Here is a 23,988-nt window from a genome sequence, read left to right on the forward strand (position 1 = left end):
CATAGGCCCGTGCTACTAATGAAGCGCTCCTTCGTAAGTAGAACAGGAAAGAGGTCTGATGTCGTTCGTTGACATCGGCGAGGTCGCGTACGTCCCCGGCTCGGCCCGGGTGTTCGAGCACGGCTGGCAGTCGTGGAGCCCCACGGGCGCCTATCGCCTGGACGAGACCCCGCCCCGGCCCGCGAACGGGACGATACAGATCCTCTGCTACCGCCCCGGCACGCCGGTCCCCGAGCGCACGTTCCAGGGGGAGGGCCTGCTCGCGGTCGAGACGGGCGACGGTTCCGTGGAGCTGTGGTCCGCCGCCGGCCCCCACGAGGTGCCCTCGATCCGGGCCCGCGAGGAGGGCGGCCGCCTGGTGATCTCGGCCGACGCCCCGGCCCGCCACCACCGCGTCGAGGGCGATCTCGGCACGGCACTGCGCCGGTGGGCGGAGACGATGGCCGCCGCCGCTTCCGCGCCGCGCACGTTCCCTGCTTTACCGCCCATGTGGTGCACCTGGTACGGCTACTGGGACAAGGTCGTCGAGGCCGACGTCCTGGAGAACCTGGAGCTCGCCACCCGCCACGGCCTGCCCGCCGACATGTTCCTCATCGACGACGGCTACGAGGCCGGCATCGGCGACTGGCTGGACCCCCGTCCCGGCTTCGGCTCACTCGCCCGCGCCGTGGACGCCGTCACCGGCACCGGCCGCCGCGCCGGCATCTGGACCGCCCCCTTCCTGGTCGGCCACGACAGCCGCCTGTACCGGGAGCATCCCGAGTGGCTGGTCGGCGGCGCGTACGCGGGCCGCATGTGGAACCAGGACCTCGCCGTCCTCGACGTCACCCATCCGGACGCGGCCGAGCACCTGACGCAGGTCTTCCGCACGTTCGCCGGCATGGGGATCACCCACTTCAAGCTCGACTACCTGTACGCCGGCGCGCTCGCCGGCCGCCGCCACGAGGACCTCGACCCGATCGCCGCCTACCGGCGCGGCCTGGAGCTCATCCGGCGCGGCGCCGGCGAGGAGGCCACGCTGCACGGCTGCGGCGCCCCGATGCTGCCCAGCATCGGCCTGGTGGACGTCATGCGGGTCAGCCCCGACATCGCGCTCACCCTGCGGCCCAGGTCCGGGGACATCAGCCAGCCCTCGCAGCTCGGCGCCCGCCTCACCGGCGCGGCGCGGGAGTTCCTGCACGCCCGGTGGTGGGTCAACGACCCGGACTGCATCGTCGTCCGCCCCGAGATGGAGGCGCGGGAGGAGTGGGCGGCGCACGTCGCGGCCACCGGCGGGCTGCGCGGCTCCAGCGACCCGATCGCCGCCCTGGACGAGTGGGGCATGGAGACGACCCGGCGGCTGCTGGTCCCCACCGCGACGGACCCGTCGTGACCCGAGGCCGCAGGGGAGGATGGCACGCCTACCTCTTCATCGGGCCCAGCCTCTTCGGTGTGGTGGCGTTCCTGCTGCTCCCCATGGTCATCGTGCTCGTGCTGAGCCTGTTCGACTGGGAGCTGCTGTCCGCACCCGAGTTCGCCGGCCTGGACAACTACCGCCGCCTGGCCACCGACGGCGGCACCTGGCACTCGCTCCTCGTCACCGTCGGCTACGTCCTGCTGTCGATCCCGCTGCAGACCGTCCTCGCCCTCGCGCTGGCGGTGCTGCTCGACCGGCGGGTGAAGGGCCTGCGGTTCTACCGCTCGCTGTTCGTGGTGCCGTGGATGGCGACGCCGATCGTCCTCGGCCTCGTCTGGCAGTGGATCTTCGATCCGCGCGACGGCGCGCTCAACAGCGCGCTGGCGCTGGTCGGCGTGACCGGCCCCGACTGGCTGTCCGACCCGTCCTGGGCGCTGCCGGCCGTCGCGCTGGTCAGCGTCTGGCAGCACACCGGCTACAACATGCTGTTCTTCCTGGCCGGGCTGCAGGGCATCCCGCGCGAGCTGCACGACGCCGCCGCCGTGGACGGCGCGGGGCCGCGCGAACGCTTCTGGCGGGTGACGCTGCCGCTGCTCAACCCCACGATGTTCTTCGTCACGGTGACCAACCTCATCGGCGCCTTCCAGGTGTTCGACACGGTGTACGCGATGACGGACGGCGGGCCGAGCCACAGCACCGAGGTGCTGAACTTCCGCATCTTCCAGACCGCGTTCAAGGAGTTCGACTTCGGCTACGCGGCCACGCTGTCGACGCTGCTGTTCGCGGTCATCTTCGCGGTGACGCTGGCGCAGGTCCGGTTCTTCGGCAAGCGCACCACCTACGACCTGAGCTGAGGAGTCATGGCCAAGCGCGTCCTCCTGTACGCCGTGCTCACGATCGGCGCTTTCGTGTCGGTGTTCCCGTACCTGCTGGTGGTGCTGACCGCGTTCAAGACGCAGGCGCAGCTCAGCTCGACCGAGCCGTGGCTGCCGGGGCTGCCGCCGACGACGGGCAACCTCGCCACGATGCTGGCCGGCGACTTCCCCCGCTACGTGCTCAACACGGCGGTGATGACGGCGCTGCTGACGGCCGGGCAGCTGGTGTTCACCACGTTCGCCGCCTACGCCTTCGCCCGGCTGCGCTTCCGCGGCAGGGACGTGCTGTTCTGGCTGTACGTGGCCACCATGATGGTGCCGAGCGCCGTCACCATGATCCCGCTCTTCCTCATCATGCGGGAGCTGGGCCTGGTCAACACCTGGTACGGCCTGCTCGCCCCCTACATCCTCGGCACCCCGTACGGGATCTTCCTGATGCGGCAGTTCTTCAAGAGCCTGCCCGCCGGGCTGGAGGAGGCGGCCCGCATCGACGGGGCGGGGCTGATGACGATCCTGCTGCGCGTGCTGCTGCCGCTGTGCCGGCCCGCGCTCGGCACGCTCGCCATCATCACCGTCATCTCGTCGTGGAACAGCTTCCTGTGGCCGCTGATCATCACCAGCGGCGACGACACCCGCGTGATCACCGTCGCCATCGCCACGCTCAAGTCCGGCATCGGCGTCGACTACCACCTCATGATGGCCGGCAGCCTGATCGCCCTGGTGCCGATGGTGGCCGTCTTCATCTTCTTCCAGAAACACATCGTCAGGTCGGTGGTCCTCACCGGCCTCAAATGAGAACCCGAACAAGAAGAGGTCAGCGAATGATGCCAACCCCCCGGATTCGCTGGGCCGGGGCGCTGCTCGGCGCCGCCATGCTCGTCCTGCCCGCCTGCTCCTCCTCAGGGGACTCCGGCAAGGTCAGCCTGACCTACCGGCTCTGGGACGAGCAGCAGAAGGCCGGCTACGACCAGGTCATGGCGGCCTTCGAGAAGGCCAATCCCGGCATCGACGTCACCGTCGAGCTCCTGCCCTACGACCAGTACTGGACCAAGCTCACCGCGGACGTGGTCGCCGGCACCGCGCCGGACGTGTTCTGGATGACGCCCACCCAGTTCCCGGAGTTCGTCACCAAGGGCGTGCTCGCCCCGGTGCAGGTGGACGCCGCCAAGTACCACAAGACCGTCGTCGGCTCCTTCACCTACCAGGACAAGCTGTACGGCGTCCCGAAGGACTGGGGCACCGTCGGCCTGCTCTACAACAAGGACCTGTTCGCCAAGGCGGGCGTGGAGATGCCGGACAAGCTCACCTGGGCCGCCGACGGCAGCGGCACGCTGCTCGACACGGCCCGCAAGCTCACCGTGGACGAGGCCGGCAAGCACCCCGGCGAGTCCGGCTTCGACCCCGCCAAGGTCAAGACGTACGGCTTCGCCTCCTGGAACCACTACCAGACCCAGTGGATGAACTGGGTCGTCTCCAACGGCGGCAAGCTCGTCGACCAGCCCTTCGGCAAGTACGCCTTCAACGAGCCGGCCGCCGTCCAGGCGCTGCAGTTCGGCGTGGACCTGGTCAACAAGCACCACGTCTCGCCGCCCGCGACCCGGACGAACCCGCCCACCGGCAAGGTCACCGACATGTTCAAGGCCGGCGAGGTCGCGATGTTCCCCGCCAACAACGCGCTGCTGCCGTTCGTGGCGCCCGAGGCGACGTTCGAGCTCGGCGTCGCCCTCATGCCCGAGGGCCCGGCCGGGCGCGCGGTCAACCTCAACGGCCTGGCCGAGGCCGTCTACGCCAAGAGCGAGCACCCGCAGGAGGCCATGAAGCTGGCGCAGTATCTCGGCACGGCGGAGGCGCAGAAGATCATGGCCGACGGTGGCTACGCCTTCCCCGCGCTCGACGGCCTGTCGCAGGGCTACGTGGACTACTGGAAGTCGAAGAAGGTGGACGTCTCGCCGTTCGTGGAGGAGGCGGCGGGCACCACCTTCCCGCTGCCGATCACCACCGGCTTCACCGGCTTCGAGACGAAGCTTAACCAGCTGTTCAACGAGATGTACCTCGGAAAACTCTCTCCGCAACAGGCCGCCGACCAGGCTGTCGCAGAAGGCAACGCCACCGTCGAGTAAGGATCCCCCATGATCACCCGGCGTTCTCTGTTCGCCGGGGGCGCGAGCCTGGGCCTGACCGCCGCACTGGGCGTCCAACCCGTGCGCGCGGCGGCCCGCCGTGCCCCTCTCTCCGACCCCTTCCAGCTCGGGATCGCCTCCGGCGAGCCCACCTCTGACGGCGTGGTCCTGTGGACGCGCCTCGCCATGGACCCGGTGGCGCTCGACGGGCTCGGCGGCATGCCGGGCCGGGCCGTGCCCGTCCAGTGGGAGCTGGCCAAGGACGAGGGCTTCCGCCGCGTCGTACGCCGCGGCACCGAGGTCGCCCGCCCCGAGGCCGCCCACAGCGTGCACGTCGAGCTCGACGGCCTCGACCCCGGCGCGGAGTACTTCTACCGCTTCCGCGCCGAGGGCGAGATCAGCCCGGCCGGCCGCACGCTGACCGCCCCCGCCCCGAACAGCCGCGGCCGCGCGCTCAACCTGTCGTTCACCTCGTGCGCCGACTACCAGACCGGCTGGTTCACGCCGTACCGGCGGATGGCCGAGGACCAGCCCGACCTCATCGCCTTCCTCGGCGACTACATCTACGAGTACGGCGACTACAAGTACCCCGTACGCGACCAGGCCGGCGGCGAATGCCTCGACCTGGCCGGCTACCGGCTGCGCCACGCCCAGCACAAGGCCGACCCGGAGTCGCAGCTCGCCCACGCGATCGCGCCCTGGGTTGTCGTGTGGGACGACCACGACATCGAGAACGCCTGGGCGGGTGACGTGCCCGAGCAGCCGGACCCGCCGTTCCTGAAGCGGCGGGCCGACGCCTTCCAGGCGTACTACGAGAACATGCCGCTGCGCCGGGCCCAGAAGCCCAACGGGTCCTCGCTGCGGCTGCACCGCAGCATCCGCTGGGGCGAGGTGGCCAACCTGCACCTGCTCGACACCCGGCAGTACCGCGACCTGTACGCCTGCACCGGCAGGAGCGGCACCGTCGGCGCCGACTGCCTGGAGCGGTTCGAGCCCAACAGGACCATCCTCGGCCAGGAGCAGGAGGCGTGGCTCGACGCGCGGCTCAAGGACTCGCGCGCCACCTGGGACCTGCTCGGCCAGCAGGTCTTCTTCATGGAGATGGACTGGACGAACGGCGCGGGCAAGGGCTACTCCAACGAGGGCTGGGACGGCTACGTCGCCTCCCGCAACCGGCTGACCTCCGCCATCGACGCCTACCGCCGCAACGCCGTCGTCCTCACCGGAGACGTGCACTCCCACTGGGCGGGCGAGGTCAAGCGCGACTACGCCGACCCCGAGTCGAAGTCCGTCGCCGTCGAGCTGGTCACTACCTCGGTCACCAGCGCCGGCAACGGCCTGGACGAGTACCCCGACACGCAGAACCTGCTGGCGGAGAACCCGCACGTGAAGTTCTTCAACGGCCGCCGCGGCTACGTCCGCACCCGGATCACCCAGCAGGAGATGAAGGTCGACTTCCGCTCCGTGTCCCGGGTCACCGAGCCGTACGCCCCGGCCTACACCTCCGGCTCCTTCGTCATCGAGCCGGGCCGCCCCCAGCTCAACCCCGCCTGACAGGAACCCCCCATGCGCACCTTCACGGCCGTCGCCGCGACGGCCCTCCTCGCCCTGCCCCTCGTCCCGTTATCGAGCGCCGCCGGCGCCGCCGAGGCCGTCCGCCCGCCGATGGGCTGGAGCAGCCGCACGCTCGGCTGCGCGGTCACCGAGGCGGCGGTGCTCAAGGCGGCCGACGCCCTCGCGCCCCTCGCCCCGCTCGGCTACCGGTACGTCATCATCGACGACTGCTGGCTCGCCCCGCAGCGATCCGGCGGCGCCCTCGTCCCCGACCCGGCCCGCTTCCCCGCCGGCATCGCCGCCCTGGCCGCCGGCCTGCACGCCAAGGGGCTGAAACTGGGCCTCTCCCTGTCGGCGGGCACCAAGGCGTGCGCCGGCGGGGGCCCCGGCTCGTACAAGAACGAGGCCGCCGACGCCGCCCGGCTCAAGGAGTGGGGGGTGGACCACGTCACGTACGCCTGGTGCAACATCCCCACCGCCGACTTCCCCGGCCAGAACGTCCAGCAGATCGCCCAGACCCTCTACCCGCGCATGCGCGAGGCCCTGGGCGACGGCGTCGTGTTCGCCATGAACAACGAGGACGGCAGCACCGTCCCATGGCTGTGGGGCAAGGACGCCAAGGCCACCACCTGGCGCACCAACGTCTACAACCGGCCCATCCCGGACGCCTACCCGAACATGGTCGACATCTGGGAGACCAACCAGCTCAGAGCCGAGTACGCGGGCGGCGGCAGCTACGCCGACCCCGACCTCGTCCAGGCGGGCCGCGGCGGCATGACCGACACCGAGTACCGCACCCAGTTCACGCTCTGGGCCATGGGCGCGGCCCCGCTCGTCCTGCAGGCCGACCCGGCCGCCGCGCCGCCCGCGATCGTCGCCGACCCCGACGTGATCGCCGTGGACCAGGACGAGCTGGGCGCGCACGGCCGCCTCGTCAAGAGCGACGGCTGGTACCACGTGCTGGCCAAGCCGCTCGCGGGCGGCGACCGGGCGGTCGCGCTGTTCAACGAGAGCGACCGGGCCGCCACCATCTCCTGGTCGCTCGGCTCCGGCCGCTTCCGCGTCGAGGAGCTGTGGACCGGCGCGGTCGCGACCACGACGGGCGCGCTGGCGGCCCAGGTGCCCGCGCACGCCGCCCTGCTCTACCGGGTCAGCGCCCGCAACGATTCCGCGCCGCCGCTGGTGACGTTCGAGGCGGACCCGGCGAAGGTCCTCGGCGACGACCGGCCCACCACGCTGGAGCCCGGCAGGACGGGCGAGATCGTCACCCGCGTCACCAACACCGGGGCCACCGCGCGGCTGCGCGACGTCGAGGTGACCGCCTCCGGGCCGCAGGGCTGGAAGATCGCCGCCCGCACCCCGGTCAGGACCGGCCGGCTCGACGGCGGCGACGCCTTCACCGTCACCTGGGCGGTCACCCCGCCGGAGGGGACCGCGCCCGGCACGTACGAGCTTGCCTTCGAGGCGGCAGGGCAGCGCGCCACCGCCGTCGTGGCCGTCGCCACCGGCCCCGGGGCGGGCCGCACCTACCTCAGCGACCTCGCCTGGACCCGGGCCGCCAACCACTTCGGGCCGGTCGAGAAGGACATGAGCAACGGCGAGCGCGCCGCGGGCGACGGCCGCCCGCTCACCATCGAGGGCGTGCGCTTCGCCAAGGGACTCGGCGCGCACGCGCCCGCCGACATCGAGTTCTACACCGGCGGGCGCTGCACGTCCGTGTCGTTCCAGGCCGGGATCGACGACGAGGTGGGCGCGGCCGGCTCCGCCGGGTTCGAGGTCTGGGCCGACGGCGGCCGGGTCGCCTATTCCGGCCTGCTGACCGGCGCCATGCCGGCCCGCGCGGTCACCGCGGACGTCACCGGCGCCCGCCACGTCCGGCTGGTCGCGACCAACGGCGGCGACAACGCCACCTCCGACCACGTCGACTTCGCCGACGCCGTCATCACCTGCGAGTAGGGAGTCACCTGTTCATGATCGTTCCCAAGCCCGTCACGTACGAGCCCAGGCCGGGCCCGTTCATCCTCGACGGCCGGACCTCGCTCACCGCCGATCCGGCGCTGGCCGGGCCGGCCGCCTGGCTGCGCGGCGAGCTCGCCCCCGTCACGGGCGGCGAGCTGCTGCCGGGGCCGGGCTCGGGAACGATCAGGCTCGGCCTCGGCGACCTGCCGCCGGAGGGCTACCGGCTGACCGTCGGCCCGGGGGAGGCCGAGATCGTGGCGGGCGGCCCCGCCGGGGCCTTCTACGGGGCGCAGACCTTCCGGCAGCTCCTGCCGCCCGCCGCCTTCCGGCGGGCCGCCGCCGGGCCCTTCGAGGCGCCCGGCGCGTACGTCGAGGACGCCCCCCGCTTTGCCTGGCGCGGCTGCCTGCTCGACGTCGCCCGGCACTTCATGACCAAGCACGAGGTGCTGCGCTTCATCGACCTGCTGGCCCTGCACAAGCTGAACGTGCTCCACCTGCACCTCACCGACGACCAGGGCTGGCGCGTCGAGATCCGCCGCCACCCCCGGCTCACCGAGGCCGGCTCCTGGCGCGGGGAGAGCCAGAGCGGCTGGAACGGCGCCATGGACGGCCGCCCGCACGGCGGCTACTACACCCAGGACGACATCAGGGAGATCGTCGCCTACGCCGCCCGGCGGCACATCATGGTCGTCCCCGAGATCGACCTGCCCGGCCACACCCAGGCCGCCATCGCCGCCTACCCGGAGCTGGGCAACCTCGGCACGCCCCTGGAGGTGCGCACCACCTGGGGCGTCGGCGTGAACGTGCTCAACGCCGAGGAGTCCACCATCGCCTTCTTCCAGGAGGTGCTGGAGGAGGTGCTGGAGCTGTTCCCCGGCCCGTACGTGTCCATCGGCGGCGACGAGTGCCGCAAGGACCAGTGGCGGGAGAGCCCGTCGGCGCGCCGCCGCATGCGGGAGCTGGGGCTGCGCGACGAGGAGGAGCTGCAGAGCTGGATCGTCCACCGCTTCGACGAGTGGCTGAGCGCCCGGGGCCGCCGCCTGGTCGGCTGGGACGAGATCCTGGAGGGCGGCCCGCCCCCCGGCGCGGTGGTCGCGTCCTGGCGGGGCGACCTCGGCGCGGTGATCGCCGCCGAACGCGGCCACGACGTCGTCAACTGCGCCAACACCAGCCTCTACCTGGACTACCGGCAGGCGGAGGGGGAGGAGGAGCCGGTGCCGTTCGGCCCCGTGCTGACGCTGGAGGACGTCTACACCTTCGAGCCCGTGCCCGAGGCGCTGCGCGGCCGGCCCGCCGCCGGCCGCGTGCTCGGCGCGCAGTGCGGCGTGTGGACCGAGCTGATCGACTCCGCCCGCCGCGTGGACTACATGGCCTTCCCGCGGCTCGCGGCCTTCGCCGAGACCGTGTGGAGCCCGGAGGGGCGCGACCTCGCGCACTTCAGGGAGCGGCTGGCCGCCCACCTGCCCCGGCTGGACGCGATCGGCGTGGAGTACCGGCGGGCGGACGGGCCGTTGCCCTGGCAGCGGCGGCCCGGCGTGCCCGGCCGTCCCGAGGACGCCGAGCGGTGGCGGGCCAAGCTCGCGGCGTGGACCGCGAACCTGCCTCAGATCTCGACGTGACCGCCGCTGCGCCAGTAGACGTTGCCCTCCCGTGACAGCAGCGCCTCGTCCACCAGGTAGCGGCGCAGGGCCGCGTAGTCGTCGTGGAAGGCCCGCAGCGCCACGTTGACGTCCTTCTCCGCGTAACGCCTGCCCGGCTCGAAGACCAGGGCGATGTACCGCAGCACGACCAGCCTCTTGTCGCGGCGCATCGCCAGGGTCGTCAGCCGCCCGTCGACCAGGAACGTGCGCAGCACCCGCTCCTCGTCGCTCAGCGCCTCGGCGGGCTCGGCCTGGGCCCGCAGCAGCTCTCTGAACCGTTCGGGCGCCGCCCGCCACTTGCCGCTCTCGTCGCGCGCGGCCAGCCCGCCCGCCTCCAGCTTGTGCAGCGTCTTCGGCGGCAGCCCGTCGCTCTCGCCGAGCACCAGGGAGGCGAAGGCGCGCAAGGTGTCGTCCTGGGAGAGCAGCCCGAGGACGCGTCTGATCTCTTCGTCACTCATTTGATCTATTTTGCCCATGGGCGCCAGTCATTTTTCGGGACCGCGAAGGACCCGACCCGAGTGGTTGGGAAATGTCACGATCTTAAGACAGTGTCATGACACGACCCCTACGTCCCGCGTCGGACACTGAATCGACAGGCGTGTGCCGGGACGCCCTTGCCAGTCCGTTCCGGCACACGGCTTGTCATCTCCCTACAGCCGGTTGAGCCCCTGCACGTGCAGCACGGCCCGGCCCTCCTCGTCGGAGGCGGCGAGGTCCACCTGGGCGTCGATGCCCCAGTCTCCGTCGCCCGCCGGATCCTTGATCGTCTGGCGCACCTTCCAGAGCCCCTGCTCCTCCTCGATGCGCAGCAGCGCGGGCCCGCGCGCGTCGGCGTCGGTGCCGATCTCCTCGTGGTCGGCGTAGTAGGCGTCCAGCGCCGCGCCCCAGTCGACGTCGGGAGCCAGCTCCGCCAGCTCCTCCTCCTTCTCCAGCGCGCACAGCTCGACCAGCCGGAACATGGCGTTGCGGACCAGCACCCTGAAGGCCCTCGGGTTGCCGGTGACCGGCCGCACCCTCGCCTCCAGCTCCTGCTGCCGCTCCAGCGCCTCGGCCGGGTTGGCCAGCTTCTCCCACTCGTCGATGAGCGAGGAGTCGACCTGCCGGACCAGCTCGCCCAGCCACTCGATGAGGTCGATCAGGTCGTCGGTCTTGAGATGCTCGGGCACCGTGCGCGACAGCGTGCGGTAGGCGTCGGCGAGGTAACGCAGCACCGTGCCCTCGGAGCGGGCCAGCTCGTAGAACTGGATGTAGTCGCCGAAGGTCATCGCGCGCTCGAACATGTCGCGCACCACCGACTTCGGGCTCACCGTGTGGTCGGCGACCCACGGATGGCCGCGCCGGTAGGTCTCGTACGCGCCGAGCAGCAGGTCCTCCAGCGGCATCGGGTACATGACCTCGGTGAGCCGCTCCATGCGCTCTTCGTACTCGATGCCGTCGGCCTTCATCTGCGCGACGGCCTCGCCCTTCGCCTTCTTGAGCTGCGCCGACAGGATCTGGCGCGGGTCGTCGAGGATCGACTCGACGATCGAGACCAGGTCCAGCGCGTACGACGGCGACTCGCGGTCCAGCAGGTCGAAGGCCGCCAGCGCGAACGTCGACAGCGCCTGGTTGAGCGCGAAGTCCTCCTGCAGCTCGATGGTGAGCCGGGCCCGGCGGCCCTGCTCGTCCGGCTCGGCGAACTGCTCGACGATGCCGCCCGCGAGCAGCGACCGGTAGATGGCGATGGCCTGGCTGATGTGCCGGCGCTGCCACTTGCGGTCCTCGTGGTTGTCGGTCAGCAGGTGCTTCATCGCCTGGAAGCAGTCGCCCGGCCGGTTGATGACGGCCAGCAGCATCGCGTTGGTGACCTTGAAACGCGACTGGAGCGGCTCGGGCTCGGCCTCCTGCAGCTTCTGGAAGGTCTCCTCGCTCCAGCCGACGAACCCCTCCGGCGGCTTCTTGCGGGCGTAGCCGCGCCGCCGCTTGGGATCGTCGCCGATCTTGGCGAGGGCGCGGGCGTTGTCGATCTCGTGCTCGGGGGCCTGGCAGGCGACGTAGCCGATGGTGTCGAAGCCCGCCCGGCCGGCCCGGCCGGCGATCTGGTGGAACTCGCGGGCGCGCAGCCTGCGGACCTTGTTGCCGTCGTACTTCGACAGCGCGGTGAACAGCACCGTGCGGATCGGGACGTTGACGCCGACGCCGAGGGTGTCGGTGCCGCAGATGACCTTGAGCAGGCCCGCCTGCGCCAGGCGTTCGACCAGGCGGCGGTATTTCGGCAGCATGCCCGCGTGGTGCACGCCGATGCCGTGGCGGACCAGCCGTGACAGCGCCCGGCCGAAGCGGGTGGTGAAGCGGAAGCCGCCGATCATCGCGGCGATGGCCTCCTTCTCGGCCTTCGTCGCCATGTTGATCGACATCAGCGACTGGGCCCGCTCCATGGCCGCGGCCTGCGTGAAGTGCACGACGTAGACCGGCGCCTGGCCGGTGGAGAGCATCTCCTCCAGCGTCTCGTGCAGCGGCGTCATCCGGTAGGAGTAGATCAGCGGGACCGGCCGCTCGGCGTGCTTGACCACGGCCGTCGGCCGGCCGGTGCGCCGGGTGAGGTCGCGCTCGAACATCGTGACGTCGCCGAGCGTCGCCGACATCAGCACGAACTGCACGTGCGGCAGCTCCAGCAGCGGCACCTGCCAGGCCCAGCCGCGGTCGGGCTCGGCGTAGAAGTGGAACTCGTCCATGACGACCTGGCCGATGTCGGCCCGCGCGCCGTCGCGCAGCGCCACGTTGGCCAGGATCTCGGCGGTGCAGCAGATGATCGGGGCGCCCGGGTTGACGCTGGCGTCGCCGGTCATCATGCCGACGTTCTCGGTGCCGAAGACGGCGCACAGGTCGAAGAACTTCTCCGACACCAGCGCCTTGATCGGCGCGGTGTAGAAGGTGCGCTGGTCGCGGGTCAGGGCCGTGAAATGGGCTCCGGCGGCCACGAGCGACTTCCCCGAGCCGGTCGGCGTGGCCAGGATGAGGTTGCTGCCCGAGACGACCTCGATGAGCGCCTCTTCCTGGGCCGCATAGAGGGTGAGCCCGCGTTCGGTGTTCCAGGCGGCGAACGCGTCGAAGATGGCGTCCGGCTCGGCGTCGATCTCTTCTGGCAGGCGGTCCACGAGTAGGCTCACACCACCTATCCTGCCGAAGTTTGCCCGGTGCTCGAACCGGTCCCCGCCATCTCGGGTCAACCAGGGGCCCTCGCAGCGCTACGAGCGGGTCCGCGGCACGGTCACGAGCAGCCCGCCGAGGATCGCCAGCATCGCCAGGAACGCCCACGGGCCCGGCGCGAAGCCGACGCAGGTCAGCGTCAGCACCCCGGCCCCGACCAGCGCCGCCGCGGCCGTCGTCGCGCGCATGCCGGCGGTGCCGTACGGCAGCGCGGGCGGCGTCTCGAACCGGGCGAAGATCCGCGTCAGCGGCCACATCACCAGGCACAGCAGCCCGAACCAGAGCGGCCAGCCCGCCAGCCAGAACGCGCCCCCCGGCGCCGGGGTGTCCACCCGCAGCAGCACCACGACCACGCCCGTGACCGCGAACAGCGCCGGCATGTGCCACAGGTACACCGTCATGATCCGCGGGCTCGCCCACGCCAGCACCCGGCCGAGCGGCAGCCGGACCAGCGCCGGACGCAGCAGCACCGCCAGCCCGATCTGCCCGAGGCCCACGGCCAGCATGGCGAGCGTGGGCGGGGCCATGTTCGACACCTCGGCGCCGGGCAGGCCGATCATGCTGCCCGGGTAGGGCCCGAAGGCCACCAGCAGCGCCGCCGCGCCGAACCCGCCCGCCGCGAGCGCCCACGGCCGGCGCAGCCGCCCCTCGGCGTAGAAGAAGCCGAGCTGGTGCACCGCCAGCCAGACGAACACCACGTTCAGGTAGCCGATGGCGTCGATGCCGGTCGTGAAGCGTACGACGTCCGTGAGCACCGCCCCGGCCGCCAGCGCCGCCGGCACCGCCGCGCCGAAGCGGGCGTGCAGGCGCAGCGCGTACGGGGTGGCCACCACCGCGATGAGGTAGACCGCGAGGAACCACAGGAGCTGGCCCGTGAGCTGCGCCCCGACCCGGAGCGGCTGCTCGGGCACGCCGAGCGAGAGCAGCACCTGGGGGAGCGGGATCCACACCGCCGCCAGCGGCAGCAGCGGCCAGGCCAGCCGCCGCAGCCGCACCGCCAGCCAGCGCGGCGTCCCCTCGCGGGAGCGGGCGAAGCCGATCGCGTTCGCCGCGCCCCCCGCGAAGAACACCAGCGGCATCACCTGGCTGAGCCACGTCACCACCCACACGCCGGGCGTGGCCAGCGCGTTGCCCGTGGTCAGCCGCGCGCCGTCGTACGACAGCACGGGGATCGTCCAGTGCTGGAACACGATCAGCGCCATGCCGAGCACCCGCAGCAGATCGACGAACGGGTCCCGCCCTTTGGAAGCACTCTTGGGGGCGTCCGCGGACGGGCGCGGTGGCGCGGCGGGGGCGGCCGGGCGGTCCAGCAGGACGGTCATGAGGAGCCTCGATTCAGGGGGGAGCCGTTGGCTCAAGGCTCCCGCCGCGGACCGGTCCGGCACATTGCCGCGAGCCGCCGTTCCCGGGTCGCGATCACACCACTGCCGGGGGTAGGGGCAGCCCTACCCCCTCACACCGGACCGCCTGCTCGTCACGTCCGTGCGGAGGTTCTAGCGTGATGGTCATGCGCTCCCTGATGAGGCGTGTCCTTCTTGACACCCGCTACACGTTCGTCGGCTTCCCCACGGCCGTCATCGGCTTCTGCCTCATGATCACCGGCTTCGCGGCCGGCGTCGGCACCGCGGTCGTGTGGGTGGGCGTGCCGCTGCTGGCCGGCACGCTGATGATGGCGCGTGGTTTCGCCGACGCGGAGCGCGGCTGGCTGTCCGACGTGCTCGACCGGCCGCCGGTGCGGCCCCGGTACAAGCCCGCCCCGGCCGGCGCGGGCCGCTTCCGCCGCGTGGTCAACCCGCTCACCAGCGGGCAGTCCTGGCTCGACCTGCTGCACGGGGTGATCAACTTCCCGTTCGCGATCGTGTCGTTCGTGCTGACCGTGGTGGCCTGGGCGGTGCCGCTGGCCGCGCTGACGTACCCGATCTACGGGATCGTCACCTCGAACATCCCCGGCAACGTCGAGCTGCCCGAACTGCTCGGCCTCGGCGACGGCTACCTCGTCAACTCCGCCTTCTACCTCGTGCTCGGCCTGGCCTTCGCGATGCTCACGCCGGTCCTCGTACGCGGCGCCGCGCTGCTGCGGGCCTCGCTCGGCCGGGCGCTGCTGACCGGCGTGGCCGAGCTGCAGGAGCGCATCAGCGACCTCACCGAGGGCCGCGCCGCCGCCGTCTCCGCCGAGGCGAACGCCCTGCGCAAGCTGGAGCGCGACATCCACGACGGGCCGCAGCAGCGGCTGGTCTCGCTGGCCATGGAGCTGTCGCGGGCCCAGCGCCAGCTCGCCAGGGACCCGGAGGCGGCCTCGGCCACGATCACGTCCGCGATCTCCGCCACCCGCGAGACGCTGGACGAACTGCGCGCGCTCTCGCGCGGCATCGCCCCGCCCATCCTGTCCGACCGGGGACTCGCGCCCGCCCTCGCCGCCCTCGCCGGGCGCGCCACCCTGCCCGTGGACCTCGACGTGCAGGTCGTCGAGCGCTACCCGGCGGCCATCGAGAACGCCCTCTACTTCGTCTGCGCGGAAAGCCTCACCAACGTGGCCAAGCACAGCCGCGCCACCGTCTGCACGATCCAGCTCCAGCGCCTCGGCGACGCCCTCATGCTCACGATCGGGGATGATGGGGTCGGCGGCGCGAACGTCGCCAAGGGACACGGTCTCGCCGGGCTGGCCGACCGGCTCCGCGCCGTCGACGGGGAGCTGACCGTACAGTCGCCGGACGGCGGGCCGACGTTGATCGTGGCGGAGGTGCCGTGCGGGTAGTCGTGGCCGATGACGCGGTTCTGATCAGGGAGGGCCTGGTCAGACTGCTGGAGGAGTTCGGCTTCGAGGTGGTCGCCACCGTCGGGGACGGCGACACGCTGGTCGAGGCGATCGCCGAGCACAAGCCCGACGTGTCGGTCGTCGACGTGCGGATGCCGCCGTCGTTCACCGACGAGGGGCTGCGGGCGGCGGTCGAGGCACGACGCAGGGTGCCGGGCGCGCCCGTGCTCATCCTGTCGCAGTACGTCGAGGTCTCCTATGCCGACGACCTGCTGGCCGACGCCCGTGGCGCGGTCGGCTACCTGCTGAAGGACCGGGTCGTCGACGTGGACGAGTTTCTGGAGGGTCTGCGGCGGGTCGCCGCGGGCGGGACCGTGTTCGATCCACAGGTGGTGTCCCAGTTGATGGTACGCAGACGCAAGGACGACCCGCTCGCGCAGCTCACGCCCCGTGAGCGCGAGGTGCTCGGGCTGATGGCCGAGGGGAAGTCGAATCCGGCCATCGGGCGGCAGCTCGTCATCAGCGACGGGGCGGTGGAGAAGCACATCAGGAGCATCTTCAGCAAGCTCGGCCTCTACGCGGAGGACGCCGACCAGCATCGCCGGGTGCTCGCCGTCCTGGCCTACTTGCGCTCCTGAGAGGCGTGCCCGTCTCCGATCCCTCGGCCCCTCGCCTGGCCCGCCGGTGAAGAGCGGGGCGGCTCGCCGCTCTTCCGGCCCCTCCGTGACCTGGTCGAAGGGTCAATGGCCGGTCCGCGCGACGCCCCGCGCGGACCTGGCCGCCCTACCTAGCCGAGCGCCTCGACCAGCTTCTTGCGCTGCTGGGCGCCCAGACCGCCGAGACGGCGCTTCTCGTCGACGCCCGCCTCCTCCATGAGCGCGGTGGCCTTGGCCGGGCCGACGCCCTTGACGGCCCGCAGGGCCTGCGAGACCTTGATCTTCTTCGCGATGTCGTCGTCACGCTCCAGGAGCTGGGAGAAGGTCAGCTCGCCGGCCTTGACCTTGGCCAGCAGGGCCGTACGGGCGGCGCGGGCTTCGGCGGCCTTCGCCAGAGCCGCCTGCCGCTGCTCGGGGGTGAGAGTGGGAAGTGCCATCTCTGTTCTCTCCTCGGGGAGTTTGGGTTCGGGTCTTTGTTACCCGTGGTGCAGTGGCTAATCATGGCGGATGCCGGGGGTTCTTGTTTGCGGAAAGCTCCCGCTCAGCGCCATCTTCGGCCTGTGTCGTCGCTCAGGAGGGGGCTGCGGGCGGCTGCTCCGGCCGCCCGGCCGCCTGTCACACGATCTTGCCCGGCGCCGCCCGTACCCGGCCGGCGCCGGCCTCGCGCGGGCCTGCCGGGCTCACCTGCCGATGCGGGGGCGGGGAAGTCGCGGAACGCGGCGGCGAGGCGGGGGGCCATGTCCGTCTCCGGGACCTGCCCGGGGGCCGGCAGAACCCCGATGACCTGCGGAGACGTGGCCGTTGGTGCGGCCGGCCCGGCCCGGCGGGGAGCGGCGGGGGTGAGCGCGGCCTCCTGCCCGGTGGCGGGGGAGCGGCGGCGTGATCGGCGACGGCCGGAGCCTGGACCATGATTGTTCCGCTCCCCGGCCGTCTCCGGCTGCGCCCCGCCTCTGCAAGATCACCTGGCGGGGGTCTCGCGGCAGGCCCTACGGCGTCTTTTCCGCCTTTGACGTGGAATTCATCACATTCGGCGGATCGGGCGTGTCGCGGGCCTGGTCAGGGTGGGCTTCCGCGCCACCCGCCGAGTCCTTCCGGCGTCAGGAAGGCGTCGAAGACCGACTCCATCGCGCCGAGGAGCGCGCCGCGCCAGCCCAGGGCCGAGCCCTCGATGCGGGGCGGGGTCTCGCGGCGGATCGCCATCAGGTACGGCTCCGCCGCCGCCCGCAACGTCTCGCCCGCCCGCTCGTACAGCTCGACGCCGTGACCCGAGAGCGTGACGGCCTCGGGGTCGTGCGCGTTCACCAGGGCGGCGATGCCGCGGCCCAGGGCGCGGGCGCCGGCGGCCACCGCCTGCCTGCTCGTCGCCAGCACCCGCTCGGCCTGCTCGCGGCCCCGTCCGCCGCCGTGGGCCAGGCCGGCGTGGCGCAGGAGGGCGTTCGCGCCGACCTCCGTGCTCCAGCAGCCGAGCGCGCCGCACGGGCAGGGGCGCTCGCCGCCGGTGAGCGGCATGTGGCCGAACTCCGCGCCGGAGCCCGCGGCGCCGCCGAGCGGGCGGCCGTCCACGACCAGCACGCCGCCCAGGTCGAAGTCCACGTGCAGGTGCAACCCCACCCGCACGCCCCGCAACCGGCCCCGCCGCGCCTCCGCCAGCGCCGCGAACGCGGTGTCGTTCCCCACGAACAACGGCACCCCCGGCCCCCCGGCCCCGGCGGGTAGGTGGGTGAGGAGGCGGGGGACGTTGACGGCGTGCCAGGACAGGTGGGCGATGTCGACGAGGCCGCCGTGGCGGACCGGGCCGGCCAGGGCCACGCCCACCCCGACGACGCGGTGCCCGAGCCGCGCCCGCTCGGCGGCCAGGGCCTCGCCGAGGGTGCCGAGAGCGCCCTCCGGGGTGCCGTCGTGCGGCCGTACGGCGAGCACCGTGACCCGGCCGCCCAGCTCGCAGGCCGCCAGCTCCCAGGCGTCCTCGCGCACGTCGGCGGCCAGCGCCACGGGGCCGCGCGGATGTGGTCCCGGCACCTGGGTGGGGCGGCCCCTGCCCTGCTCCCTGGCGGGCTCCTCGTGCAGCAGCTCGTCCTCCACCAGCCCCGCGACCAGCACGGACGCGGTCCCACGGGCCAGGCCCAGGTCGCGGGTGAGCTGGGAGCGGGTGAGGGCGGCCCCGCCCTCGTGCACGGCCCGCAGCAGCCGGGCCCGGTTGTGCGCGCGCAGCTCACCGCTCGTCGTCGCCCCGTTCACGCCGTCGTCCCGTTCACACCGTTGCCCCGTTCATGCCGTCGCCCGGTTCACGTCGTGGCTCCGTTCACGCCTGGCTCCGTTCGCCTGTGGCTTCGCTGACGGGGACAGTTTATGCTCTAGGCGTGAACAAAAGCCTCATTGACGCCAGGCGCGCTCGCATCGGAGTTTTCGGATTCTTCGTCTTCGCCGGATTCGTGATGGGACTGTGGGCGGCCGGGCTGCCCTCGCTCGACGAACGGCTCGATCTCGGCGCGGGCCTGCTCGGCACCGTCCTGCTGCTGATCTCGGGCGGCGCGCTGGTGTCGATGCTGGCCGCAGGGCCGCTCGTCGACCGGTTCGGCAGCCGCCGCGTCTGCTGGGTGGCCGGACCCCTGTCCGCGCTGACGCTGCTCGGGCCCGCGCTGGCCCCGTCGTACGCGACGCTGGCGGCGCTCGCGGTGGTGTTCGGGATCGGGCTCGGCGCCTGCGAGGTCGCCATGAACGCCCATTCGGTCGAGGTCGAGCGCGCCTACGGGCGGCCGATCATCTCGGCCTTCCACGGCACGTGGAGCCTCGGCGGGGCCGCCGGCGGCGCGCTGACCGCGCTGTTCCTGCGGGTCGGGGTGGACCCGCAGCTCGTGCTGGTCGTCGCGGCCGTGGTCGTGGCGCTGCTGTACCTGCCGGCGGCGCGGCTGCTGCTGCCGTCCGTCCCGGCGAGCCCCGAGGCGGCCCCCGGCGAGGCGAAGGGCGGGACCGGCGGCTCGCTCACGTGGGGGCTCATCGCGCTGCTCGGTCTCGCCGCCTTCGCCGGCCACCTGAGCGAGGGGGCGGCCATCGACTGGGCCGCGCTGCACGCCCGCTGGGTCCTCGGCACCGACCCGGCGGCGGCGCCGCTGGCGTACACGATCTTCTCCGTCGCGATGACCACCGTGCGGCTGCTGGGCGACCCGATCCGGGCCAGGCTCGGTTCGGTGCGCACGATCCAGCTCGCCGGGCTGCTCGCCACCGCCGGCTACGGGCTCGTCCTGCTCTCCCCGCTCGCCCCGGAAGCCCTGCGGGTGGCGTGCGCGTGGAGCGGCTGGGCGCTGGCCGGCGTGGGGCTCGCGACCGTGGTGCCGGTGCTGTTCAGCGCCGTCGGCGCGGCCGGGGAGCGGGTCGGGCGGGCGCTCGCCATGGTCACCGCCTTCGGCTACAGCGGCATGCTGATCGGGCCCGGCGTGCTGGGCTACGTGGCCGACGTGGCCTCGCTGCCGGTCGCGCTGATCATCCCCGCGGCGCTGGCCGCCGTGGTCTCTCTCGCCGGAGTCCCGGCCATGCGCTCCCTCCTGCGCGCCTCGCCCCCGGCGTCCGCCGCGCCGCTCCCCGAGCCCGCCCGGGACTGACGCCCTCGAATATGTAGATCATCGGTATATATTGATCACATGCGACAGATGCAGGAGCCGACCTTCCTGATCCTGACCGCGCTGGCCGCCGGTCCCCAGCACGGGTACGGCGTCATCACCGACGTGGAACGCATCTCGGAAGGCCAGGTCCGGCTGCGCGCCGGCACCCTGTACGCCGCGTTCGACCGCCTCCAGGAGGAGGGCCTGATCGCCGAGGACCGGGAGGAGATCGTCGACGGCCGGGTGCGCCGCTACTACCGGCTGACCGGCGACGGCGCCGCGAGGCTGGCGGCGGAGGCCGAGCGGATGCGCAGGCACGCCAGGGCGGCCACGGCGCGCCTGCGCGCGATCGGGGCGGGAGCTCGCTCGAAACCCGTTACCGCCGCCTCCTCGCCGCCTACCCGCGCGACCACCGGGCGCGGCACGAGGAGGAGATGCTCGGCGTGCTCCTCGCGGAGGCGCGGCCCGGCCAGACCCGTCCCCGTCCGGCCGACGTGGCCGACCTGTTACGGGGCGCGCTGCGCGTCCACGGGCGGCGGGCCTTCGGCCCGCTCTCCGCGCCGGCCTGGCGCGGCGGGCCGGCGCTCGCCGTGGCGCTGTGGCCGTTGCTGATGCTGGCCGGCGCGCTGGCGACCGGGCTGCTCCACACGGCCGAGAGCGTGGGCAACGTGGGGGTCGCCGCGGTGGCGCGGCCGTTCTGGATCCTGCTCATGGCCGAGCCGATCGTCGCCGCGGCTCTGCCGGCGCTGGCCGTGCTGCTCGGCCGCCGGTGGATCGCGGTGCTGGGCGTGGTCGCGTTCGTGCTGTACCAGGCCGGCCATCCCCGCCTCCTGGAGTTGGACGCGCTGCTGTTCCCGAACCACGGCCCGGTCCTGCTGGCCCAGCTCGCGGCCGTGGCCATCGCCTTCGTGCCCGCGGCGCACCGCGCGATCGCGGTCGTCCCCTGGCGCGCGTTCCTGCTGTGGGGGCCGCTCGCCGTCGCGGGGCTGACCATGAGCAAGGCGATCGTGCGCTGGGTGGACGTGGCCGCCCATCATGACGTCGTGACCTGGAAGCCCGTGCCCTGGCTGGTCGTGGTCGGGCTGGCGGCGGGGTGGGCGTGCGGGTCGTCCGCGGGGCGGCGGGCGGCGCTGGTGCTGTTCCTGCCGGCGGCGGCCCTGGGCGACCTCGGGGACCTGCCGTCGGTGCCCGCCGCCACGGCACTCGCCCAGATCGGGTGCGCGGCCCTGGCCTTCGCCGCCACGGCCGCCCTGGCCCTGCGGAGAGGGGCCGGTCGCTGAGCTCCGGGCGCGGCCGGTCGCCGGGCCGGCCCCCCGTTTGCGTTTCACCCCTCTGACCTGGTGTTATTCGATCGTGACTTGACCTGCAGGTTACGTACGGGTTTCATGTCCCCCACGCCGTAAACGTTTACAGCAGCAAGATCGTAAACGTTTACACCGATGGAAGGACTACCTTGGCCGACGGACCCACGATCAACACGATCGCCGCGCGCGCCGGTGTCTCGATCGCCTCCGTCTCGCGGGTGCTGAACGGCCTGCCGACCAGGCAGGAGACGGTGCGCAAGGTGATGGCGGCCGCCGACGAGCTGGGCTACGTGCGCAACGCCGTGGCCAGGTCGCTCAAGTCCCGCCGCACCCATCAGGTCGCCTTCGCCATGGCCGACGTCGGCAACCCCGCCTACCTGGCGATGCTGCGCGAGATCCAGCCCGTGCTGAAGGCCGCCGGCTACCGGCTCGTGCTGCACTCCACCGACGCCGTCGCCGCCGACGAGATCGACGTGCTGCGCAGCCTCGGCGAGCGGTACGTGGACGGCCTCATCATGAGCCCCCTGCGGGTCACCGACGCCCATCTGGAGACGCTGGCCGCCGCCCGCGCGCCGGTCGTGATCATCGGCCAGGTCCCCGAGGGCACGCCCGTGGACAACGTACGGGCCGACTCCCGCACCGGCGTCCGGCTCGCGATCGACCACCTGCACGCGCTCGGCCGCCGCCGCATCGCCATGGTCAACGGTCCGCTCGACACCGTGCCCGGCGCCGCCCGCGGGGCCGGCTACCGGGAGGCGCTGGAGGCGGTCGGCCTGCCCTACGACGAGGACCTGGTGCAGATCGCCGACTTCTACCGCCCCGAGGGCCGGCGCGCGGTCGCCGAGCTGCTGGCCCGCCGCCCCGACGTGGACGCGCTCATGTGCGCCAACGACCTCATCGCGCTCGGCGCGCTCGACGTGCTGCGCGACGCGGGCCGCCGGGTGCCGGAGGACGTGGCCGTGGCCGGCATGGACGACACCGACCTCGCCGCCGCCTCCTGGCCCTCGCTCACCAGCGTCTCGCTCGGCTCGGCCGAGCGCGGCCGGGTCGCCGCCGAGCTGCTGCTCGAACGGCTGAACGGCGGCGAGCGCGAGCCCCGGCGGGTCACCGTCCCGCCCCGGCTCGTGGTGCGCGCCTCCACGGCGGGCGAGGGACACGGCGCTGAGGGGAGCGGCGCTGAGGGGAGCGGCGCTGAGGGGAGCGGCGCGTGACCGCCACCGCGACCAGGCCCGCGCCGCCGCGCCGGCCGCACGCCCGCCCCCGCGGCGTGTCCCGCCAGACCCGCGAGATGTGGCTGCTCATGCTGCCCGCGCTGGTGCCGGTGCTGCTGTTCAGCGTCGGCCCGCTGCTGTACGGCATCGCGCTCGCCTTCACCGACGCCCGCAACACCCGTAACCACGAGACGAGCTTCGTCGGCCTGGAGAACCTGACCGAGCTGCTGACCGCCGAGGACTTCTGGTCCTCCTTCAGGATCGGCGCGATCTGGTCCGTCTCGGTGACCGTGCTGCAGTTCCTGGCCGCGCTCGGCCTGGCGCTGCTGCTCAACGAGAACCTGCGCTTCCGCGGCGTGGCCCGGGTGCTGGCCGTGGTGCCGTGGGCGATGCCCCCGGTCGTCATCGGCCTGATGTGGAAGCTCGTCTACCACCCGGACGCCGGCGTGCTCAACGCCCTGCTCGGCACGCACATCAACTGGCTGGCCGACTTCTCGCTCGCGCTGCCGGCGATCATCGTGGTCGGCGTCTGGACCGGCATGCCGCAGACCACGGTCGTGCTGCTGGCCGGCCTCCAGGGCATCCCGCGCGAGCTGTACGAGGCCGGCGAGGTGGACGGCGCGAGCCGCTGGCGGCGCTTCTGGAACATCACGCTGCCGCAGCTCCGCCCGGTGATCGTGGCGATCACCTCGCTCGACTTCGTGTGGAACATCAACCAGTTCGGCCTGGTCTACGTGCTCACCCAGGGCGGGCCGGGCGGCCAGACGCGGCTGCCCATGCTGTTCGCCTACGAGGAGGCGTTCCGCTACCGCTTCGCCGGCTACGCCTCGATGCTCGGCCTGGCCATGGCGATCGTGGTGCTCGCGGTGCTGGGGCTGTACCTGTGGCGCCAGATGAGGGAGACCCGATGAGACGCTTCTCGCAGTACGCCGCGCTCGCCGCGTACGTCGTCTTCTTGGCCTTCCCGCTGCTCTGGCTGCTGTCGACGGCGCTGAAGACGCCGCAGGAGATGGCGCTGGCCGATCCCACGTGGATCCCGCGCGAGCCGACGCTGTCCAACTTCAGCGACGCCTTCGGCGAGCAGGACCTGGTGGGCGCGGCGGTGCGCAGCCTCGGCGTGGCGCTGGCCGCCAGCGTCGTCACGGTGCTGATCTCGTTGCCGGCCGCCTACGCGATGGCCCGTTACCGAGGCCTGGTCAACAAGATCGCGATCGGCTGGGTGCTGGTCAGCCAGGTGTTCCCGTTCATCCTGATCATCATCCCGCTCTTCATGATCCTGCGGGACCTGGACCTGGTGAACACGCTGCCCGGCCTGGTGGTCGTGCATGTGACGTTCACGCTGCCGTTCGCGTTGTGGATGCTGCAGGGCTACGTCCGCGCGGTGCCGCGTGAGCTGGAGGAGGCCGCCTCCGTGGACGGGGCGAGCCGGCTGCGCTCGATCGTCTCGGTCGTCGCGCCGCTGCTCGCGCCGGGCGTGGTGGCCACGCTGCTGTTCGCGTTCATCTCGTCGTGGAACGAGTTCATGTTCGCCCTCGTCATCCTGCAGAACCCCGATGTCATGACGCTTCCCCTCACGCTGGTGCGCTTCACCGGCCCCGAGGGGGTGGCCAGGCTCGGCCCGCTGGCCGCGGCGTCGCTCATGGCGACGATCCCGAGCTTGATCTTCTTCTCAATCATCCAGCGGCGACTGAAGTCCGGCCTGATGGCCGGCGCCGTGAAGGGCTAGGAGG

Annotated in this window: 19 protein-coding genes; 14 read left to right on the forward strand and 5 right to left on the reverse strand. The window is 72.4% G+C overall.

What is annotated here, in order from left to right; genetic code table 11:
• Positions 1 to 58: 58 nt before the first annotated feature.
• From SMD20_RS03220 to SMD20_RS03250, 7 genes are read left to right on the forward strand one after another with little or no spacing between them, the layout of a single operon-like run.
• Positions 59 to 1,372: a glycoside hydrolase family 36 protein gene (locus SMD20_RS03220; protein ID WP_329574655.1), complete on the forward strand. Its 1,314-nt coding sequence runs from the start codon at positions 59 to 61 to the stop codon at positions 1,370 to 1,372.
• Positions 1,369 to 2,250, forward strand: a complete 882-nt coding sequence (locus SMD20_RS03225; protein WP_329574657.1) for a carbohydrate ABC transporter permease — start codon at positions 1,369 to 1,371, stop codon at positions 2,248 to 2,250. The genes SMD20_RS03220 and SMD20_RS03225 overlap by 4 nt, the downstream gene beginning before the upstream one ends.
• A 6-nt stretch (positions 2,251 to 2,256) precedes the next feature.
• Positions 2,257 to 3,066: a carbohydrate ABC transporter permease gene (locus SMD20_RS03230; protein WP_329574658.1), complete on the forward strand. Its 810-nt coding sequence runs from the start codon at positions 2,257 to 2,259 to the stop codon at positions 3,064 to 3,066.
• A 26-nt stretch (positions 3,067 to 3,092) separates the two neighbouring features.
• Positions 3,093 to 4,391 carry an ABC transporter substrate-binding protein gene (locus SMD20_RS03235; RefSeq protein ID WP_329574659.1) on the forward strand — a complete coding sequence of 433 codons (1,299 nt, stop codon included), beginning with the start codon at positions 3,093 to 3,095 and terminating at the stop codon, positions 4,389 to 4,391.
• Positions 4,392 to 4,400: 9 nt separating this feature from the next.
• Positions 4,401 to 5,945 carry an alkaline phosphatase D family protein gene (locus SMD20_RS03240; protein WP_329574660.1) on the forward strand — a complete coding sequence of 515 codons (1,545 nt, stop codon included), beginning with the start codon at positions 4,401 to 4,403 and terminating at the stop codon, positions 5,943 to 5,945.
• A 12-nt stretch (positions 5,946 to 5,957) separates the two neighbouring features.
• A complete protein-coding gene (locus SMD20_RS03245; RefSeq protein WP_329574662.1) occupies positions 5,958 to 7,901 on the forward strand; it encodes an NPCBM/NEW2 domain-containing protein in 1,944 nt (647 codons plus the stop codon).
• A gap of 14 nt (positions 7,902 to 7,915) precedes the next feature.
• Positions 7,916 to 9,523, forward strand: a complete 1,608-nt coding sequence (locus SMD20_RS03250) for a beta-N-acetylhexosaminidase (RefSeq protein WP_329574664.1) — start codon at positions 7,916 to 7,918, stop codon at positions 9,521 to 9,523.
• Here the strand turns inward: SMD20_RS03250 and SMD20_RS03255 are convergent.
• The 3 genes from SMD20_RS03255 to SMD20_RS03265 form a co-directional block, all read right to left on the reverse strand.
• Positions 9,508 to 10,002: a DUF2087 domain-containing protein gene (locus tag SMD20_RS03255; RefSeq protein WP_329574666.1), complete on the reverse strand. Its 495-nt coding sequence runs from the start codon at positions 10,000 to 10,002 to the stop codon at positions 9,508 to 9,510. The two genes, SMD20_RS03250 and SMD20_RS03255, sit on opposite strands and share 16 nt — an antisense overlap.
• A gap of 192 nt (positions 10,003 to 10,194) precedes the next feature.
• A complete protein-coding gene (locus SMD20_RS03260; protein ID WP_329592409.1) occupies positions 10,195 to 12,702 on the reverse strand; it encodes a DEAD/DEAH box helicase in 2,508 nt (835 codons plus the stop codon).
• Positions 12,703 to 12,771: 69 nt separating this feature from the next.
• On the reverse strand, positions 12,772 to 14,055 hold the full coding sequence (locus SMD20_RS03265) for an acyltransferase family protein (protein ID WP_329574667.1): 1,284 nt from the start codon (positions 14,053 to 14,055) through the stop codon (positions 12,772 to 12,774).
• Positions 14,056 to 14,240: 185 nt separating this feature from the next.
• Here SMD20_RS03265 and SMD20_RS03270 point away from each other — a divergent pair, with 185 nt between their 5' ends.
• Positions 14,241 to 15,488 (forward strand): sensor histidine kinase, encoded by a 1,248-nt coding sequence (locus SMD20_RS03270; protein ID WP_329574669.1) that lies wholly within the window; start codon positions 14,241 to 14,243, stop codon positions 15,486 to 15,488.
• Positions 15,479 to 16,126: a response regulator transcription factor gene (locus SMD20_RS03275; protein ID WP_091082631.1), complete on the forward strand. Its 648-nt coding sequence runs from the start codon at positions 15,479 to 15,481 to the stop codon at positions 16,124 to 16,126. The genes SMD20_RS03270 and SMD20_RS03275 overlap by 10 nt, the downstream gene beginning before the upstream one ends.
• 149 nt (positions 16,127 to 16,275) lie before the next feature.
• On the opposite strand, the gene mihF is transcribed toward SMD20_RS03275, so the two are convergent.
• Both mihF and SMD20_RS03285 read right to left on the reverse strand, forming a co-directional pair.
• Entirely contained in the window at positions 16,276 to 16,581 is a 306-nt protein-coding gene (gene mihF / locus SMD20_RS03280; protein ID WP_020547234.1) for an integration host factor, actinobacterial type, read from the reverse strand.
• A gap of 619 nt (positions 16,582 to 17,200) precedes the next feature.
• A complete protein-coding gene (locus tag SMD20_RS03285) occupies positions 17,201 to 18,382 on the reverse strand; it encodes an ROK family transcriptional regulator (RefSeq protein WP_329574673.1) in 1,182 nt (393 codons plus the stop codon).
• A 122-nt stretch (positions 18,383 to 18,504) separates the two neighbouring features.
• On the opposite strand from SMD20_RS03285, the gene SMD20_RS03290 reads away from it, so the two are divergent.
• From SMD20_RS03290 to SMD20_RS03310, 5 genes are all read left to right on the forward strand, one after another.
• Positions 18,505 to 19,743, forward strand: coding sequence for an MFS transporter (locus tag SMD20_RS03290; RefSeq protein WP_329574674.1), 1,239 nt, complete (start codon positions 18,505 to 18,507; stop codon positions 19,741 to 19,743).
• 39 nt (positions 19,744 to 19,782) lie between these two features.
• A complete protein-coding gene (locus SMD20_RS03295; RefSeq protein WP_329574676.1) occupies positions 19,783 to 20,355 on the forward strand; it encodes a PadR family transcriptional regulator in 573 nt (190 codons plus the stop codon).
• Positions 20,356 to 21,196: 841 nt separating this feature from the next.
• Positions 21,197 to 22,258: a LacI family DNA-binding transcriptional regulator gene (locus SMD20_RS03300; protein WP_329574678.1), complete on the forward strand. Its 1,062-nt coding sequence runs from the start codon at positions 21,197 to 21,199 to the stop codon at positions 22,256 to 22,258.
• Positions 22,255 to 23,169, forward strand: coding sequence for a carbohydrate ABC transporter permease (locus SMD20_RS03305; RefSeq protein WP_329574680.1), 915 nt, complete (start codon positions 22,255 to 22,257; stop codon positions 23,167 to 23,169). Before SMD20_RS03300 ends, SMD20_RS03305 begins: the two co-directional genes overlap by 4 nt.
• Entirely contained in the window at positions 23,166 to 23,984 is an 819-nt protein-coding gene (locus SMD20_RS03310) for a carbohydrate ABC transporter permease (protein ID WP_329574682.1), read from the forward strand. Before SMD20_RS03305 ends, SMD20_RS03310 begins: the two co-directional genes overlap by 4 nt.
• The last annotated feature ends 4 nt before the right edge of the window (positions 23,985 to 23,988 follow it).

This window comes from Nonomuraea sp. LP-02 (assembly GCF_036289125.1).
GTDB classification, from domain to species: domain Bacteria; phylum Actinomycetota; class Actinomycetes; order Streptosporangiales; family Streptosporangiaceae; genus Nonomuraea; species Nonomuraea bangladeshensis.

What these genes read in the sequence shown, in the direction of transcription:
- SMD20_RS03220 (WP_329574655.1), top strand. Translation starts at nt 59, where the DNA reads ATGTCGTTCGTTGACATCGGCGAGGTCGCGTACGTCCCCGGCTCGGCC.
- SMD20_RS03230 (WP_329574658.1), top strand. Translation starts at nt 2,257, where the DNA reads ATGGCCAAGCGCGTCCTCCTGTACGCCGTGCTCACGATCGGCGCTTTC.
- SMD20_RS03235 (WP_329574659.1), top strand. Translation starts at nt 3,093, where the DNA reads ATGATGCCAACCCCCCGGATTCGCTGGGCCGGGGCGCTGCTCGGCGCC.
- SMD20_RS03240 (WP_329574660.1), top strand. Translation starts at nt 4,401, where the DNA reads ATGATCACCCGGCGTTCTCTGTTCGCCGGGGGCGCGAGCCTGGGCCTG.
- SMD20_RS03245 (WP_329574662.1), top strand. Translation starts at nt 5,958, where the DNA reads ATGCGCACCTTCACGGCCGTCGCCGCGACGGCCCTCCTCGCCCTGCCC.
- SMD20_RS03250 (WP_329574664.1), top strand. Translation starts at nt 7,916, where the DNA reads ATGATCGTTCCCAAGCCCGTCACGTACGAGCCCAGGCCGGGCCCGTTC.
- SMD20_RS03255 (WP_329574666.1), bottom strand. Translation starts at nt 10,002, where the DNA reads ATGAGTGACGAAGAGATCAGACGCGTCCTCGGGCTGCTCTCCCAGGAC.
- SMD20_RS03265 (WP_329574667.1), bottom strand. Translation starts at nt 14,055, where the DNA reads ATGACCGTCCTGCTGGACCGCCCGGCCGCCCCCGCCGCGCCACCGCGC.
- SMD20_RS03270 (WP_329574669.1), top strand. Translation starts at nt 14,241, where the DNA reads ATGCGCTCCCTGATGAGGCGTGTCCTTCTTGACACCCGCTACACGTTC.
- mihF (WP_020547234.1), bottom strand. Translation starts at nt 16,581, where the DNA reads ATGGCACTTCCCACTCTCACCCCCGAGCAGCGGCAGGCGGCTCTGGCG.
- SMD20_RS03295 (WP_329574676.1), top strand. Translation starts at nt 19,783, where the DNA reads ATGCGACAGATGCAGGAGCCGACCTTCCTGATCCTGACCGCGCTGGCC.
- SMD20_RS03310 (WP_329574682.1), top strand. Translation starts at nt 23,166, where the DNA reads ATGAGACGCTTCTCGCAGTACGCCGCGCTCGCCGCGTACGTCGTCTTC.